Annotated in this window: 15 protein-coding genes; 6 read left to right on the top strand and 9 right to left on the bottom strand. The window is 67.8% G+C overall.

Annotation, left to right across the window (positions count from 1 at the left end; genetic code table 11):
* Positions 1–440: 440 nt before the first annotated feature.
* A complete protein-coding gene (locus QQJ79_RS05600) occupies positions 441–1,217 on the top strand; it encodes a transglutaminase-like domain-containing protein (protein ID WP_284221934.1) in 777 nt (258 codons plus the stop codon).
* Here the strand turns inward: QQJ79_RS05600 and QQJ79_RS05595 are convergent.
* From QQJ79_RS05595 to QQJ79_RS05580, 4 genes are all read right to left on the bottom strand, one after another.
* Positions 1,214–2,977, bottom strand: coding sequence for a M1 family metallopeptidase (locus tag QQJ79_RS05595; protein WP_284221933.1), 1,764 nt, complete (start codon positions 2,975–2,977; stop codon positions 1,214–1,216). The two genes, QQJ79_RS05600 and QQJ79_RS05595, sit on opposite strands and share 4 nt — an antisense overlap.
* Positions 2,978–3,075: 98 nt before the next feature.
* Positions 3,076–3,474: a hypothetical protein gene (locus QQJ79_RS05590; protein WP_284221932.1), complete on the bottom strand. Its 399-nt coding sequence runs from the start codon at positions 3,472–3,474 to the stop codon at positions 3,076–3,078.
* 14 nt (positions 3,475–3,488) lie between these two features.
* Positions 3,489–4,757, bottom strand: coding sequence for a TadE/TadG family type IV pilus assembly protein (locus QQJ79_RS05585; RefSeq protein ID WP_284221931.1), 1,269 nt, complete (start codon positions 4,755–4,757; stop codon positions 3,489–3,491).
* The gene (locus QQJ79_RS05580) at positions 4,754–5,206 is read right to left on the bottom strand and encodes a response regulator (RefSeq protein ID WP_284221930.1); all 453 of its coding nucleotides are present in this window, start codon (positions 5,204–5,206) and stop codon (positions 4,754–4,756) included. Before QQJ79_RS05580 ends, QQJ79_RS05585 begins: the two co-directional genes overlap by 4 nt.
* 340 nt (positions 5,207–5,546) lie before the next feature.
* Between QQJ79_RS05580 and QQJ79_RS05575 the strand changes: the two genes are divergently transcribed.
* Both QQJ79_RS05575 and QQJ79_RS05570 read left to right on the top strand, forming a co-directional pair.
* The gene (locus QQJ79_RS05575; RefSeq protein ID WP_284221929.1) at positions 5,547–8,720 is read left to right on the top strand and encodes an EAL domain-containing protein; all 3,174 of its coding nucleotides are present in this window, start codon (positions 5,547–5,549) and stop codon (positions 8,718–8,720) included.
* Between the two features lie 66 nt (positions 8,721–8,786).
* Positions 8,787–9,188: a response regulator gene (locus QQJ79_RS05570; RefSeq protein ID WP_284221928.1), complete on the top strand. Its 402-nt coding sequence runs from the start codon at positions 8,787–8,789 to the stop codon at positions 9,186–9,188.
* A gap of 217 nt (positions 9,189–9,405) precedes the next feature.
* On the opposite strand, the gene rpmB is transcribed toward QQJ79_RS05570, so the two are convergent.
* Positions 9,406–9,708, bottom strand: a complete 303-nt coding sequence (gene rpmB / locus QQJ79_RS05565) for a 50S ribosomal protein L28 (protein WP_284221927.1) — start codon at positions 9,706–9,708, stop codon at positions 9,406–9,408.
* Between the two features lie 219 nt (positions 9,709–9,927).
* On the opposite strand from rpmB, the gene QQJ79_RS05560 reads away from it, so the two are divergent.
* Entirely contained in the window at positions 9,928–10,407 is a 480-nt protein-coding gene (locus QQJ79_RS05560; protein WP_284221926.1) for a DUF3617 domain-containing protein, read from the top strand.
* 12 nt (positions 10,408–10,419) lie between these two features.
* Here QQJ79_RS05560 and QQJ79_RS05555 read toward each other — a convergent pair whose 3' ends face one another.
* Positions 10,420–10,788: a hypothetical protein gene (locus QQJ79_RS05555; protein WP_284221925.1), complete on the bottom strand. Its 369-nt coding sequence runs from the start codon at positions 10,786–10,788 to the stop codon at positions 10,420–10,422.
* Positions 10,789–10,938: 150 nt separating this feature from the next.
* On the opposite strand from QQJ79_RS05555, the gene QQJ79_RS05550 reads away from it, so the two are divergent.
* Positions 10,939–11,301, top strand: coding sequence for a c-type cytochrome (locus tag QQJ79_RS05550; protein ID WP_284221924.1), 363 nt, complete (start codon positions 10,939–10,941; stop codon positions 11,299–11,301).
* A gap of 59 nt (positions 11,302–11,360) precedes the next feature.
* Here the strand turns inward: QQJ79_RS05550 and QQJ79_RS05545 are convergent, their stop codons facing one another.
* Positions 11,361–11,924 (bottom strand): CarD family transcriptional regulator, encoded by a 564-nt coding sequence (locus tag QQJ79_RS05545; protein WP_284221923.1) that lies wholly within the window; start codon positions 11,922–11,924, stop codon positions 11,361–11,363.
* A gap of 328 nt (positions 11,925–12,252) precedes the next feature.
* A complete protein-coding gene (gene fdxA, locus QQJ79_RS05540; RefSeq protein ID WP_284221922.1) occupies positions 12,253–12,594 on the bottom strand; it encodes a ferredoxin FdxA in 342 nt (113 codons plus the stop codon).
* 182 nt (positions 12,595–12,776) lie between these two features.
* Here fdxA and QQJ79_RS05535 point away from each other — a divergent pair, with 182 nt between their 5' ends.
* Entirely contained in the window at positions 12,777–13,397 is a 621-nt protein-coding gene (locus QQJ79_RS05535) for a YceI family protein (RefSeq protein ID WP_284221921.1), read from the top strand.
* Here QQJ79_RS05535 and QQJ79_RS05530 read toward each other — a convergent pair.
* Complete coding sequence (locus tag QQJ79_RS05530) at positions 13,384–13,683, bottom strand: RNA-binding S4 domain-containing protein (RefSeq protein ID WP_284221958.1); 300 nt, start codon at positions 13,681–13,683, stop codon at positions 13,384–13,386. The two genes, QQJ79_RS05535 and QQJ79_RS05530, sit on opposite strands and share 14 nt — an antisense overlap.
* Between the last annotated feature and the right edge of the window lie 67 nt (positions 13,684–13,750).

Below are 13,750 nucleotides of genomic sequence, written 5' to 3'. Positions count from 1 at the left end.
GCATGGGAGGCGGCCCTGTCTTGCGCCCGCGCAATGCCGGAGCCTCCGCGCAATGTGCGGATGTCGACACAGGAACGGGCGTCGCGATCTGTCGTTTCCCGCAGAGGAGGCGGCTCGGAAATGAACAACGTGGAGAAGCGTCGAATCCTGGCCGCCTACGAGCGCGCGGGCCTTGTTGCGGCGCTCGCCAGCCGGGGCTTCTATGTGATCGGGGAGGTCTGGCGAGACCGCGCCTGCGGCTGGTTGCCCCGCCGCGGAGAGGTCGTGCAGGCCCAGGCGGTTTCCGACGACGATCAGCCCCGGCCGGCTCCCAGGGATCGCGACCCGGAGGCCGAGGGCCCGGACGCGGCGACTTCAGGGCGGCCGTGCGCTTCTCCTGCGGAACGGCGGGGGCGCCCACGCCGTTGACGTCAGGCCCGTCCTGCTTCAGTCGAGCCCTCATGAAAATCCGCGTCCGCGCCGACCTGGTCTATCGCTTCGATCCGCCGACCGACGCCATCTACAAGATTCAGGTCGCCCACTGGCCCGGCCAGACCATTCTAGAGGAAAGCCTGACCACCACCCCGGCGACCGACTTCATCCAGGATGAGGACGTGGAGTTCGGGGCGCGGACCCTGCGCGCCCACCTCTCGGGCGAGGTGGCCCTGGCCTATGAGGCGGTGGTCGACAACGGCGTGCTCAAGGGCCTGCCGCCGGTGACCGTCCAGCATGACTGGAACGACCTGCCGGCCGAGGTCCTGACCTATCTCAACCCCAGCCGCTATTGCCCCTCGGACCAGTTCGGACGGTTCGCGGAACGCACCTTCGGCGGCACGGTCGGCGGCGACCGGGTGCTGAAGATCCTCGACTGGATCAAGGCCGAGATCGACTACGAGCCGGGCGCATCTGACAGCGAAACGACGGCGGCGCGCACCTTCATCGACCGCGCCGGGGTGTGCCGCGACTTCACCCACATGGGCATCACCCTGTGCCGCGCCTCGGGCATTCCGGCGCGGGCGGTCAGCGCGTTTGCGCATCAACTGAACCCGCCGGACTTCCACGCCATTTTCGAGGTCTGGCTGTCGAACGGCTGGTGGCTGGTCGATCCGACGGGCCTCGCGCCGGTCGAGGGACTGGTCCGCATCGCCTGTGGACGCGACGCCGCCGACATCGCCTTCCTGACCACCCAGGGCTCGTGCCAGCTGGTGCGCCAGTCGGTCAGGGCCGAGGCGATCTAGTTCGGCGAACCCGCCGCCTTCCATTCCTCGAGGAACACATCGCGGCGCAGCACCTTGTTGTCGGGGTCGATCAGGACATGCGCCCGAGCCGGAACCGCGATGCGGCCGCGTCCGCCGGTCATGACGACTGTCTGCCGAACGCCATCCACCTCGACCTCCACCGGCATGGGGAAGGCCCCGGCGTCGCCGGTGATCCATTCCAGCGCCAGTTCGCCGGCCTCCCTCGTCTGGCGCAGTTCGGGCAGGGCGGCCTGGTAGAGGTAGCCGCGGAAGAACCAGGTCAGATCCTGTCCTGACTCCGCGTTGACGATGGCGAGGAACTCATCGGTCGTGCCGTAGCGCGGGGCGAAATCGCCGGGCCTCGGGTCAGGGGTCCCGTAGACCAGCCGCGTCACCGAACGGAAGAAGGCCTCGTCCCCGATCAGCATCCGCAGCGAATGGGCGATCAACGATCCCTTGTTGTACAGGTCCAGTCCCGGCCCGACGTCGCTCTTGTAGACCTCGTCCTCGGACCGCTCGGCCCCCGAGACGACGGCGAACCGGTTGATCAGGTCGCGGCGCTGCTCCTGCAGTTCGGCCTGCATATAGCGTTCGCCGTGCAGCCAGCGCAGATACAGCGGCTGCATATAGCTGCCCAGGCCCTCGTGCAGCCACATGTCGTCCGAGTTGCGGTTGGTCATCTGGTTGCCGAACCACTCGTGGGCCAGTTCGTGGTGCAGCAACCAGTCATAGCCCTTGCCGTCCAGCTTGTAGGCGTTGCCATAGGCGTTGATGGTCTGGTGCTCCATGCCCAGGTGTGGCGTCTCCACCACCCCCATCTTCTCGTCGCCGAAGGGGTAGGGGCCGACCGTGGATTCGTAGAAGTCCATCATCGGCGCGAACTGGGCGAACAGGGCCGCGACCTTGGCCGGATCGTCGGACCGCAGATGCCAGTAGGAGATCGGGATCACATTGCCGAACCGGCTCTGATAGTCGCTGCGCACCTCGTCATACGGCCCGATGTTCAGGGCGATCGCATAGGTGTTCGGATTGGCGGCGCTCCAGTTCCAGGTGGTCCAGCCGTCGCCGTGATCGACCGTGCCCATGAACCGCCCGTTCGAGGGCGCCGACAGGTTCGACGGCACGGTGATGTGCAGGTCCACCCGCTTCGGCTCCGCCAGCGGATGGTCGATACAGGGCCAGAAGATGTCGCAGCCCTCGGGCTGGACGGCGGTGGCGATCCACGGCGATCCGTCCGCCGTGGCGGCCCAGACGAAACCTCCGTCCCACGGCGCCTGGGGCGCCACGCGGGGCGCCCCCGAATAGGCGATGCGGACCGACACCGTCTCTCCGGTCGCGAGGGTGCGTCCCAGCCGGATCGTCATCCGGCCCTCGGGATTGTCCCATTCGTCGTCGGCCGACAATTCGTCGCCGTCGACCTGCACCGAGGTCACCGTCAGCAGCGTGTCCAGCTCGACCACCACGGCCGTCACCGGCGCGGTGGCGGTGAAGTCCAGCACGGCGACGGCGTCGATGGTCTTCGTCTCGGGCATGACCCGGATCGACAGGTCCGCCTTGTCGAACGACATGGCCAGTTGTTCAGGCGTGCGCGGCTGGTCGGTGCCGAGGGTGAAGGCGGTCGATTCGCGCACCGGCGTCTGGACCGCGACCGGCTCGGCGACAGCGGGAACGACTTCCTGCGAGACCGACGCCGTGGCGCAGGCGGCGAGGGCGAGCATGGATACGCCCGTGAGGAGGGCGCGGCAGGCTTTGAAGGACACGGCTGACTCCCCGGGACGACGACCTCAGCCTAAAGGCGACGGCGGCCCGCGCAACCCGAAAGCCTCACAGTCCCGGCGCCCGCGGAAAGAAGCGCGGCCTACTCCTCCCGGCGGTCCGGGCCGCGGCGATCCGCGCCGCGCGTCCCGCCGTTCAGCATCATCAGCTCCAGGCGAATCTCGATCAGCCGCGCCTCGATCGCGCCCATTGCGAGCAGGATGAAGGACGTGAGGAGGACGGCGGCCTCGAAGGCGATGATGCCCATGGTCGCCCGCGCGCCCGCCGCTTCTCCCGCCATCAGGGTGAGGATGAATGTCGCGGCGCTGAAGGCCACGCCGAAGGCGCCCAAGGGTTTCAGCAGCGACCGTCGCGGCGCTTTCGGATTGATCCGGTTGCCCTCCCGCCGGCGATCCGGACCGCGCCGTTCGGCCCGCGCCCGGCGTTCTTTCGGCGCGGGCGTTTCATCGCGCTCCGCCAGCAGTTCAGCTTCCATGGCCATGGTTTCTTCCTGCCTCACTCGATAAGCCGGCTGCCGCCGGTCCTTGGGCCCACGCCGGCCGGCACCGGCACGCTTGTCGCGTTGTAGTCGGCGTTGATGTAGAGGGACGGCGAGCCCTTCATCTGAAGGCTGTGCGCCACGATGACGGTCCAGGCGCTGTCCCGCGCGACGTCGGCCGTGCCTTCGACGATCATCGTGGCGGCGGGGACGTAGACGACCCCGAGCAGGCTCTCGACGTTGTCGCTGGAGATGATGAAATCCTGCCTGTTGTCGCGCGTCGCCCCCATGACGATGCCGGCGTAGGGGCCCTCGGTCCGTCCGGCCAGCCGCACCAGGGCGCTGTCCTTGAACTCGAATTTGGACGCCTGGTCGAAGAACAGGACGACGTCGTCGCCTTCCAGCCGGGCGTTCTCCATGATGACCAGGTGTCCGCCCAGGAACCAGTGCTCTCCGGGCTCGAGGACGACCGTCGCCGACCCCGAAATGGTCATGCCGCCGCAATGCACGCCGGCCGGAATCCGCCGGCTGCCCGCAGCCAGCCTGAGGGGCTCGAGCGCGCGGCCGAGCGTACAGTCCAGCCGCCGTTCCCGGGTGAGGTCAAGATTGGCGAACGGATCGTCGATCGGCGCCGCGCCCGTGCCGGGAGACGGCGATATCGTCCCGCGGGCCGATGTGACGGCCTGGACCGCCGCCCCCGTGATCGAGCCGCCCTCAACGAGGATGTCGTGGTTGGAGTGGACCATGCAGGCGGGCGCGGTCAGCCGGCTCGCATCCTTGATGTTCAGCATCTTGGCCCGGTCGTCCCCGGTGATCAGCACGCAGAGCGGCACCAGTCCGACCGAGGTCGCGGTTGCCTCTCCGACGAAATTCCAGCCGCCCGGCGGCAGCATGTTGGCGAAGAACGACGGCCGGTGACCGCGGAGCAGGACCCGGATCGCGCGCTGACCGCCCTGTTCGACGACCTCATAGGTTCCCACATAGTCGGGCGCGTCCTCCCACTGGCTGATTTCGCCGACGACGAAGGATGCCGCCCGCTCCTTGGCGCCGGCGCCGTCGGTGGCCAGGGCGAGATGGGGCGCGCCCGCCAGCGCGCCGGCGTCGGCGATGCTCTGGAGCCTTCCATGCGCGGAACTCACCGCCAGCAGGTCGATCGCCCCGACGCCGAGCAGAATCACCGCCGGTCCGACGAGGGCGGCGGTCAGCGCGATATTGCCTCCGACGTCCGAGCGAAACCGGGCCAGCCAGGCGCCCAGGGCGCGAGGGAAGGCGCCGGCGGCTTTCATGCGGCCTGACACGAGCCGGCGGCCGCAGCCGACTGCAGATGGCGCTCGGCGCGAGACGCCCTGAGGACATAGAGGATCTGGTAGGTCAGCAAACGCCAGTTCAGGGGCTTGGTGACGAAGGAGGTGGCGCCGAGCCGGAAGGCCTTGTCGATGGCCTCGACATCCTCCCGTCCGGTCTGGACGATGACGGCCAGGTCCCGGGTGCGCGGATCGGCGCGAAGTCTGGCCAGGGTGTCGAAACCGTTCAACACCGGCATTTCGAGATCGAGCAGAACGATGTCGTACGGGCAGGCGGCCAGGCTGCGCAGGGCCTCGGCGCCGTCCGCCGCCACATCGACCGCGGCCTTGGGCGAGGCCAGATTGACCTGGGCGAACTCGCGCAGGATCGGGTCGTCGTCGACGAACAGAATCCGTGCGGTCTCGTCCAGGACGTAGAAAAAGCCACTCACTGGTTGTCCCCTTGAGGCCAAGGCGGCCTGCGGCGGTCCCCGATTGAGACAGCTTTAAGGCATAAGTCATTAAGCGACTGTATCAATGTCGTAACGCGACAAGAGGTGCAGAGCATTGGCTCGTTCGACACTGTTTTCCGGCTCATCCATCCGACGGAAACTCGTGGGCCTCGTCCTTGCCTCACTGGTGACGACCTGCATTGTTACTGCAACGCTGTCCGGATGGATCGACGCCCGCCGCCAGACTGCCCTCGAGACTGACCGCCTGACCCAGACGGCGCGGGTCATCGGGTCCCAGGCGGCGGATTCGGTGCGGCGAGGGGATACAACCGGAGTTTTCGTGGCGATCCGGTCCATCAGCCAGATGCCCGGCGTCACCTATGCACGGATAGCGGGCGCGAACGGGCGACTGCTGGCGGAAACCGGCGGCGGCGTGCGCCTCAACTCCGACGCCCATCTCGCAGGTGACGGCGACGCTTCCCTTTGGTCGGTTCTGAACAGCGGCACGCTGCAGGTTTCCGCGCCCATCCTGAGCGAGGGGGATCGCGTCGGAGAGATCACGCTTCTCAGTGAAACCCCCGGCCTGAAGGCGCGCATTCTCGGCGCGGTGCTCATCAGCCTGGCGGGCACCGGGATCGCCCTGCTGGCCGGCCTGCTGATCGCGTTCCGGATGGCCCGCCGCATCAGCCAGCCCATCACCCAGCTCGCCGCCTTCACCAACGCCGTCCGCGAGTCCGGGGACTACGCCCGCATGCCCGACATCGTGGCCGACGGCGAGGTCGGCGATCTGGTGTCCGGATTCCAGGCGATGATGACCGGGATCACCATCCGGGATGAACGGATCGCGGCCCACGTCGCCGGGCTGGAAGAACAGGTGTCCGCGCGAACCGCCGAACTTTCCATCGCCAAGGACGCGGCGGAGGCCGCCACCTCGGCCAAGTCGGACTTCCTCGCGGTCATGAGCCACGAGATCCGGACGCCGATGAACGGCATTCTGGCGCTCAGCGAACTGCTCTCGGGCTCGGACCTGCCGCCCCGCCAACGCCGCTACGCCCACGTCATCGCCAAATCGGGCAAGTCCTTGCTGGGGATCATCAACGACATCCTCGACTTCTCCAAGGTCGAGGCGGGCAAGCTGGAGCTGGAAGCCGTCGAGGTCGACCTCGCCGAAGTGGCCGAGGACGTGGCCAGCCTGTTCGCCGAGCGGGCGCTGGAGAAGGGGCTCGATCTCGCGGTCTTCGTCGATCCGCGCATTCCTCCGGTCATCGCTGACCCCACCCGTCTGCGCCAGGTGATCAGCAATCTGGCCAACAACGCGATCAAATTCACCGAGACGGGGGGCGTGCTGCTCAGCATCGAGCCCAGTCCCGATACGCCGGATCTGTACGTATTCGGCGTCACGGACACCGGACCCGGCATTCCCGAAGACAAGCTTCCGCGCCTGTTCGAGGCCTTCTCGCAGGAGGATCAGAGCACGACCCGGAAACACGGCGGCACCGGTCTGGGCCTGACCATCTGCGACCGGCTGGTGAAGGCCATGGGCGGCGAATGGAAGCTCTCCAGCACGGTCGGCGAGGGATCGACCTTCGCCTTCGAGGCAAGCCTCCCCGCCGCCGGCGAGGCCGTGGGGCCGCACCCGCGAGTCGACGGCCTCACTGTCGCCGTCGAGGCCGTCGGCCCGATGACCGGCCGGGCGCTGGCGCGCTATCTGGACCTGTTCGGCCTGGCGGTGACGGACCAGCCGGACGGACTGGCTGCCCTGTTCTGTGGACCCTCCGTCCCGTGCAGGGGGGGACCCACCGTGGTGGTGAGCGCCACCGAGATGGAGGTCGCGCCGGGATCCTGCCTCCTGTCCAGGCCCGTCCGCCGCTGCGATGTCATGGCCCTCGCCGCCCAGATCAGGGCCGGAGAGCCTCTGGCCATTCACGAGAACGTCGCCGGGGCCATCCCCTCCATGGTCTTCACCGGCGCCCGGGTGCTGGTGGTTGATGATTCCGAGGTCAACCGCGAGGTGGCGTCCGAAGCCCTGCAGCGACTGGGCGTGACGCCGTCGCTGGCGGAAGACGGGGCGCAGGCGGTGGACCTGCTTCGGGTCCAGACGTTCGACCTGGTGCTGATGGACGGCTCCATGCCCGTGATGGATGGTTTCGAGGCGACCGCGGCGATCCGCGCCGAAGAAGCCGCCGCCGGCCGGGCGCGCACGCCGATCCTCGCCCTGACCGCCCATGTCGTGGGCTCGGCTGCGAACGCCTGGCGGGACGCGGGCATGGACGGGGTCATCCACAAGCCGTTCACCGTGGGCGATCTCGCCCGCGCCCTGAACAGTCACTGCGGCCGGTTCGCCCGGGAAGCCGCCGCCCCGGCCCCGCCTGCGCCGGCTCCGGAAGACCGCGCCGCCGACGACCTGTTCGATCCGGTGATCAGGGAGGAGCTCGCCGCAATGGCGCGCAATGGTCGACCCGATTTCGTCGCCCGGGTTGAAGCCCTATACGCCGCCAATGCGCCCGCGCGCCTGCTGGACCTTCAGTCCGCCGTTTCAGCCGGAGACCTGGACGGCGCCGCCCGCGCCGCCCATGCCCTGAAATCCATGAGTCTCAGCCTGGGTGCGGCGGCGGTGGCCCGGATGGCCTCGACGGCGGAAGGCGCCGCCCGCGCGGGTGACGTCTCCGGGATCGACCTGGCGGCCCTGTCGTCGCTGCTGGACCGGACCCTGGCGGCGGCCCTCACCGAGGCCGACGCTCCCCCGATGCCGGCCGCCCCGTCCGACGACGCCGCAGCGGATCTCGCCAGGGCCGTCGAGGCAGGACATCTGGGTCTGGTCTATCAACCGATGATGGATCGCAGCGGATCGTTTGCGAACAAGGCTGAAGCCCTGGTTCGCTGGACCTGCCCCACCCGCGGGGCCCGAAGTCCCGAGGAATTTGTTCCCCAGCTGGAAGCCGCCGGCGTCATCGCCAACCTGACCGATTTCGTCCTGGAGCGGGCCATGCGGGACGGCGCGAGCCGCGGGGATCTCCGTATCTCCGTCAATGCCTCCGCGGTTGAATTCCAGCGGTCCGACTTCGCCGACCGGGTCGCAGAGGCCGCCCGCCGTGCGACCTTTCCGCTGCAGCGACTGGAAATCGAGGTGACGGAGACGGCCATTCTCGACATCGAGTTGGCCCAGCCCACGCTGGCGCGTCTGGCGGACCTGGGGGTCGACGTCGCGCTTGACGATTTCGGATCGGGCTACACCAGTCTGCATGCGCTTCGCCGGCTGCGCTTCTCGACGCTCAAGATCGATCGAAGCTTCGTCACCCGCTGCACCGAGGACACCGCCTCCGCCGCGATCATCCATGCCGTCATCGGGGTCGGCCGGGCGCTTGGCATGAAGATCGTCTGCGAGGGCGTCGAGACCGAAGACCAGGTCCGGTTCCTGCGCACCGCCGGGGTTCATTACATTCAGGGCTATGTCTACGCCCGCCCGGGGGTATTTGCCGATCTGCCGGCGGGAGAATCGCAGGCGGCCGCCTGATTTCATCAGTTTGCTTATCAATTCCTAACCCCGGGCCATCTAGAGTTCATTTGGAGTATTTTTGTCATGGCCATCATCCTGATCGTAGACGACGACCCCACTGTCCGGCTGATCGCCGGTGAGCTTCTTCGCAGTGAGGACCATGCCATTGTCGAGGCGGAAGACGGGGATGAAGCGTTGAAGATCGTCGCCTCAATGGCGGTGGATCTCGTGGTTCTCGACATGCTCATGCCGAACAAGGACGGTCTGGAGACCATCGTTGAGCTCCGCCGCCGCAATCCCGGCATCCGCATACTCGCCATCTCGTCGGGCGGTCGCATGGAGCCTGGCCACCTGCTTCGCACCGCCATGCTGTTCGGCGCCGACGAATGCCTGCAGAAGCCCTTGAGGCTGACACCCTTTTCCGAAGCGGTCGCCCGACTTCTGGCTCAACCGAGCCAGGCCGCCGCTGCGATGGCGATGCGCTGACGGCTGTCGCGAGGTCTACCGACGGGCGATACGGACGACCCTCTGGGGCCGGCCCCCGTCGTCTCCGAGAGCCTCCGCGAATGAAGCCGGTCTCCCTGACTGTCAGCCCCGGCGCCGCAAGCCGGCCCTGACCTGGCGCCGGCCGGCACAAACAATCGCGCAAAGAAAAAGGCCGGTGTTTCCACCGGCCTCTTCAAATTCTGACGCTGTCGCCCGATCAGGCGGCGGCTGCGGCCTGTTCGGCGATCTTCGCCTTGACCTGGCGCTTGATGCGCTGGGCGGCCAGCGACAGTTGCTCGTCCTTGGCCTTGACGATGAACGGGTCCAGGCCGCCCTTGAAGTCGAGGGTGCGCAGGGCGGCGTTCGAAATCCGCAGGCTGAAGGTCTGGCCCAGGGCTTCCGAGGCGACCTTGACCGTCTTCAGCGACGGCAGGAAGCGGCGCTTGGTCTTGACGTTCGAGTGGCTCACGCTGTGGCCGACCATGGGGCCGATACCGGTGAGTTCGCAGCGACGCGACATCTGACTATCCTTGGGCAGGAGCGGGCCGCGAAACGGTGCGGACGCATGAAACAGAGGCGCGCAGGGATGGGGTCCCCGCGCGAGAGGGGGCCGTATAGTGGAAGTCACCGCGTCCCGTCAAGGCTTGAGGCGGGTCGCGGGCCGTTCAGCCGCTGTTCAATTCCCGCCATATATCGCTTCTATTCATGCGGCGAAGCTCCGCCGTCGAAGGTCCGCGTCATGAAGTCGTCCGCCCTGATCCGTCTCGTTCCCGTCCTCGTCGGCGCCCTGTTGCTGGCGGCGCCCGCCACCGCGCCCTTCGCCGGACCGGCGGCCCCGGCCCAGTCGGGCCCGCCGCCCGTGCTGGCCGGGTATTGGGAATACACCACCAGCGCCCTGGGCCAGCGCGACACCGAGACCAAATGCGTTCGGCCCAGCGAGATCAACCGCTTCTTCGGCGGTCTGTCGACGCGCCACTACCAGTGCACCTACCCGGTGCGCCAGGTCGGCAGCGGCAATGCCCGGTTCGAGGGCAATTGCACCAGCCGCAGCGGCCGTCGCGTGCGCGTGCGGCTCAACGGGACCTATCAGCCGGAGCAGTTCAGCTTCCGCGGCGGCGCCTCGATCCGCGCCGCCGGCGTCTGGACCCCCTATATCCCGGCGACGATCAACGCCCGCCGCCTCGCCGCCCAATGCCCGGCCGGAGCCGAGTATTTCTAGGGCGGGTTCGGCTCAGACCTCGACGACCCGCGCCACGACATAGGTGTGCTGCTCGCCCGAGGGCAGCGACAGGCTGACATATTCGCCGGCGACGAAGCGCTCGTCGCCGAAGCGGAAGCCGACGGCGTCGTCGGCGTCGCCCTGGTCCATGTCCAGCACCCACCGCCCGCCCGGCCCGTGACGCAATTGTCCCGCGCTGACGGTCTCGTTCCCCGAGAAGCGCCGGACGTGGCCGCGGCCCGGTTCGGCGCGCTGGGCTTCCCCGTCCAGTCGACCGTCGGCGTCGAGCGGGGCGACGATGTCATAGCCCTCATCCGGCGCGCCCTCGGGATGGCCGGGTTCGCGGGCGAGTTCGAGGCGGATATGGTGGAACTGGGTCATTCGCGTCGCTCTCGTTGAACAGGTTTGCGGTTTCGGTACTGCCGGAACGGGCGCAGACCCGCTTTGTTATGGAACAACGCCCGGAACGCATTTGCGGTCCAGGCAGGTGCGGGTCGCCCTTATCGCGACGCTCGCACGGAGGGTCAAACAATGACAGGTCGACTGATCGCCGCGGTGGCGGCCCTTACGCTGGGCGGCTGCGCCGGCGAGGCCGTCCGCCAGAATGGAACCGAGCCCGTCATCATGGGCTCGGCGGATCGAGGCGAGATGCTGGTCCAACAGAAATGCGCCGGCTGTCACGCCGTCGAGCGCTCCGGCGACAGCCCGATGACCGGCGCCCCGCCTTTCCGCGCCATGGGCGTGCTGTATCCCGTGCGCGACCTTCAGGAGGCGTTCGCCGAAGGTCTGGTCACCGCCCACCCCGCCATGCCGGCCTTCGAGATGACCCCGACCGAGATCGCCGATCTGATCGCCTATCTCGAACGCGTCTCCGGGACCGGGCCGGGCGTCTGAATTGCAGAAGGCCCGGGAGCGATCCCGGGCCTTCCGACGTGTTCAGCGATGTCGCCTGATCAGGCGGCTTCAGCCTCTTCGGCGGCTTCTTCAGCGGCTTCGGCCGCGGCGATGACCGCCTTCTTGGCGCTCAGCGACTTGGACAGCAGCTGGACGGCCGCGTCCTTGTCGATGCGGTTGGCGGCGGCGACTTCACGGGCCATGCGGTCCAGAGCCGATTCATAGAGCTGACGCTCCGAATAGGACTGTTCCGGCTGGCTGTCGGCGCGGTGCAGGTCGCGGACCACCTCGGCGATCGAGATCAGGTCGCCCGAGTTGATCTTGGCTTCATATTCCTGGGCGCGACGCGACCACATGGTGCGCTTGATGCGGGCGCGGCCCTTCAGGGTCGTCAGCGCCTTGGTCACGACATCGTCGGCGGCCAGCGAGCGCAGGCCGGCCGTCTTGGCCTTCTTGGTGGGGACGCGCAGGGTCATCTTCTCGTGGTCGAAGGTGACCACATAGACTTCCAGCGACATGCCGGCGACTTCCTGGACCTCAACCGCCGCGACCTTGCCGACGCCGTGCGCCGGATAGACGACCGCATCGCCAACCTTGAATTCCAGTCCGGTCTTGTTCGTCATGTCATTCCTTTCCCGGCGCAGGGAAGGCGAGACGCAAACACCGAAGACACCTGTGCGCTCTCCGACGACGGCTTCCCGTCAGCGGCGCGGCAATTTCAGGCTTCAACTGCGGAAACGGATCACCAAACCTCTGGCCGACTCCGCCTTCGTGGGCGGAGTTCTGTCGCAAACGCGGGCGGCGCGAGAAAATCGCTTACCGCCCGACCCAATGACAGTAACCTATCACAAAATTGCAGAAATTCAAAACGTCCACAGCGTCAGCGCGCGCGGGACTGGAAATCCCCACCGGATGCGGGCAGGGCGAGCCCCGGGTCGCGGCGGGTCTCGCTCAGGAACCCTTGCCGGGCTTTTCAGAGAAATATTTCTCGAACTTGCCGGTCTCGCGCTCGAACTTCTCGGCGTCGGCCGGCGGCGTGCCCTTGACCGTGATGTTCGGCCAGACCTTGGCGTAGTCGGCGTTGACCATCAGCCACTTGCCGTCCGGCTCGTCCTCGGTGTCGGGCTTGATGGCGTCGACCGGGCATTCCGGCTCGCACACGCCGCAGTCGATGCATTCATCCGGTGCGATGACGAGGAAATTCTCGCCCTCATAGAAGCAGTCCACCGGGCAGACCTCGACACAGTCCATGAACTTACATTTCACGCAGGCGTCGGTGACGATGTAGGTCATGGGGCGGTCTGGGGCGCTAACGGCTTGCGGGAGGAACGGGCAGCGCACATGACCCCGGCGGCCCCGCCTGTCAACTCGGTGGGCGGACGTGACGCACCGGCGGGGGCTTGCCGCGACGCTCCGCCGCCCTATCTGTATCAGATGCGATTGCAGACCGCCCGATATTCAGAGGATTTTACAGAATGCGTCTCGTCTCCAGAACGGTCATCGCCGCCGCCGCCCTCAGCCTGCTGGCCGGCGGCGGAGTCTTCGCCCAGGCCGCCCTCACCAAAGCCCCGGCCGAGGTCCAGGCCGGCGCCTATGCGCTCGACGCCGCGCACGGCAAGATCACCTGGTCGGTCGACCACCTCGGCTTCTCGACCTACCGGGGCCAGTTCGTGAACGTGGACGCCGACCTGACCCTCGATCCGGCCAATCCCTCGGCCGCGACCCTGACCGCCTCCATCCCGCTGACCGAGGTGGATTCCAACTCGGACGGGCTCGACGCCCACCTGCAGACGGCCGACTTCTTCGACACGGCCAACCACCCGGTGGCCACCTATGTGTCGCGTTCCGTGACCGTCGACCCCGCCGTGCCGAACCGCGCTACGGTGCAGGGCGACCTGACCCTGCGTGGCGTGACCCGTCCGGTGACCATGACGGTTCGCTTCAACCAGGCCGGCCCGTCCATGGGCGGAGCCTATCGCGCCGGTTTCGACGGCGAGGCGACCATCAAGCGGTCCGATTTCGGGATCGACTACGCCCTGCCGGTGCTGGGGGACGAGGTGAGCCTGCACATCGAGGGCGAATTCATCCGCCAGTAGGAGGCGGCCCGTTCTTCACGACGGAATACAGGGCGCGGGCCTCCCCGGGCGGTCCGCGCCTTTCGCCCGTCTGCAGCACCTCAAGCTCGACCAGCTTCCCGCCGAGGGCGAACACCAGGGCGTCGCCGACGTGGACAGTCCGGCTGGGCTTGTCGAGCCGGGTCTGGACGCCGTTGTGGGTCAGCCGCACCATGCCGCGCTCGACCATGGCCGCCGCGAGGGACCGGGTCTTCGCGAACCGCGCCCGCCAAAGCCAGACGTCGATGCGGCAGGCGGCCCCGGTCATCCCGGCGCGCGGGTCCGGCGCGGGCGTCTGCGTTTCGCGCGGGCCGGGACGGGCGCCGCGGTCAGGG

Source organism: Brevundimonas denitrificans (assembly GCF_030160755.1).
Taxonomy (GTDB): domain Bacteria; phylum Pseudomonadota; class Alphaproteobacteria; order Caulobacterales; family Caulobacteraceae; genus Brevundimonas; species Brevundimonas denitrificans.
Note: the sequence above shows the minus strand (reverse complement) of the source record. Positions and strands in the feature narration are given on the sequence as shown.

What these genes read in the sequence shown, in the direction of transcription:
- QQJ79_RS05600 (WP_284221934.1), top strand. Translation starts at nt 441, where the DNA reads ATGAAAATCCGCGTCCGCGCCGACCTGGTCTATCGCTTCGATCCGCCG.
- QQJ79_RS05590 (WP_284221932.1), bottom strand. Translation starts at nt 3,474, where the DNA reads ATGGCCATGGAAGCTGAACTGCTGGCGGAGCGCGATGAAACGCCCGCG.
- QQJ79_RS05585 (WP_284221931.1), bottom strand. Translation starts at nt 4,757, where the DNA reads ATGAAAGCCGCCGGCGCCTTCCCTCGCGCCCTGGGCGCCTGGCTGGCC.
- QQJ79_RS05570 (WP_284221928.1), top strand. Translation starts at nt 8,787, where the DNA reads ATGGCCATCATCCTGATCGTAGACGACGACCCCACTGTCCGGCTGATC.
- rpmB (WP_284221927.1), bottom strand. Translation starts at nt 9,708, where the DNA reads ATGTCGCGTCGCTGCGAACTCACCGGTATCGGCCCCATGGTCGGCCAC.
- QQJ79_RS05560 (WP_284221926.1), top strand. Translation starts at nt 9,928, where the DNA reads ATGAAGTCGTCCGCCCTGATCCGTCTCGTTCCCGTCCTCGTCGGCGCC.
- QQJ79_RS05555 (WP_284221925.1), bottom strand. Translation starts at nt 10,788, where the DNA reads ATGACCCAGTTCCACCATATCCGCCTCGAACTCGCCCGCGAACCCGGC.
- QQJ79_RS05550 (WP_284221924.1), top strand. Translation starts at nt 10,939, where the DNA reads ATGACAGGTCGACTGATCGCCGCGGTGGCGGCCCTTACGCTGGGCGGC.
- QQJ79_RS05545 (WP_284221923.1), bottom strand. Translation starts at nt 11,924, where the DNA reads ATGACGAACAAGACCGGACTGGAATTCAAGGTTGGCGATGCGGTCGTC.
- fdxA (WP_284221922.1), bottom strand. Translation starts at nt 12,594, where the DNA reads ATGACCTACATCGTCACCGACGCCTGCGTGAAATGTAAGTTCATGGAC.
- QQJ79_RS05535 (WP_284221921.1), top strand. Translation starts at nt 12,777, where the DNA reads ATGCGTCTCGTCTCCAGAACGGTCATCGCCGCCGCCGCCCTCAGCCTG.
- QQJ79_RS05530 (WP_284221958.1), bottom strand. Translation starts at nt 13,683, where the DNA reads ATGACCGGGGCCGCCTGCCGCATCGACGTCTGGCTTTGGCGGGCGCGG.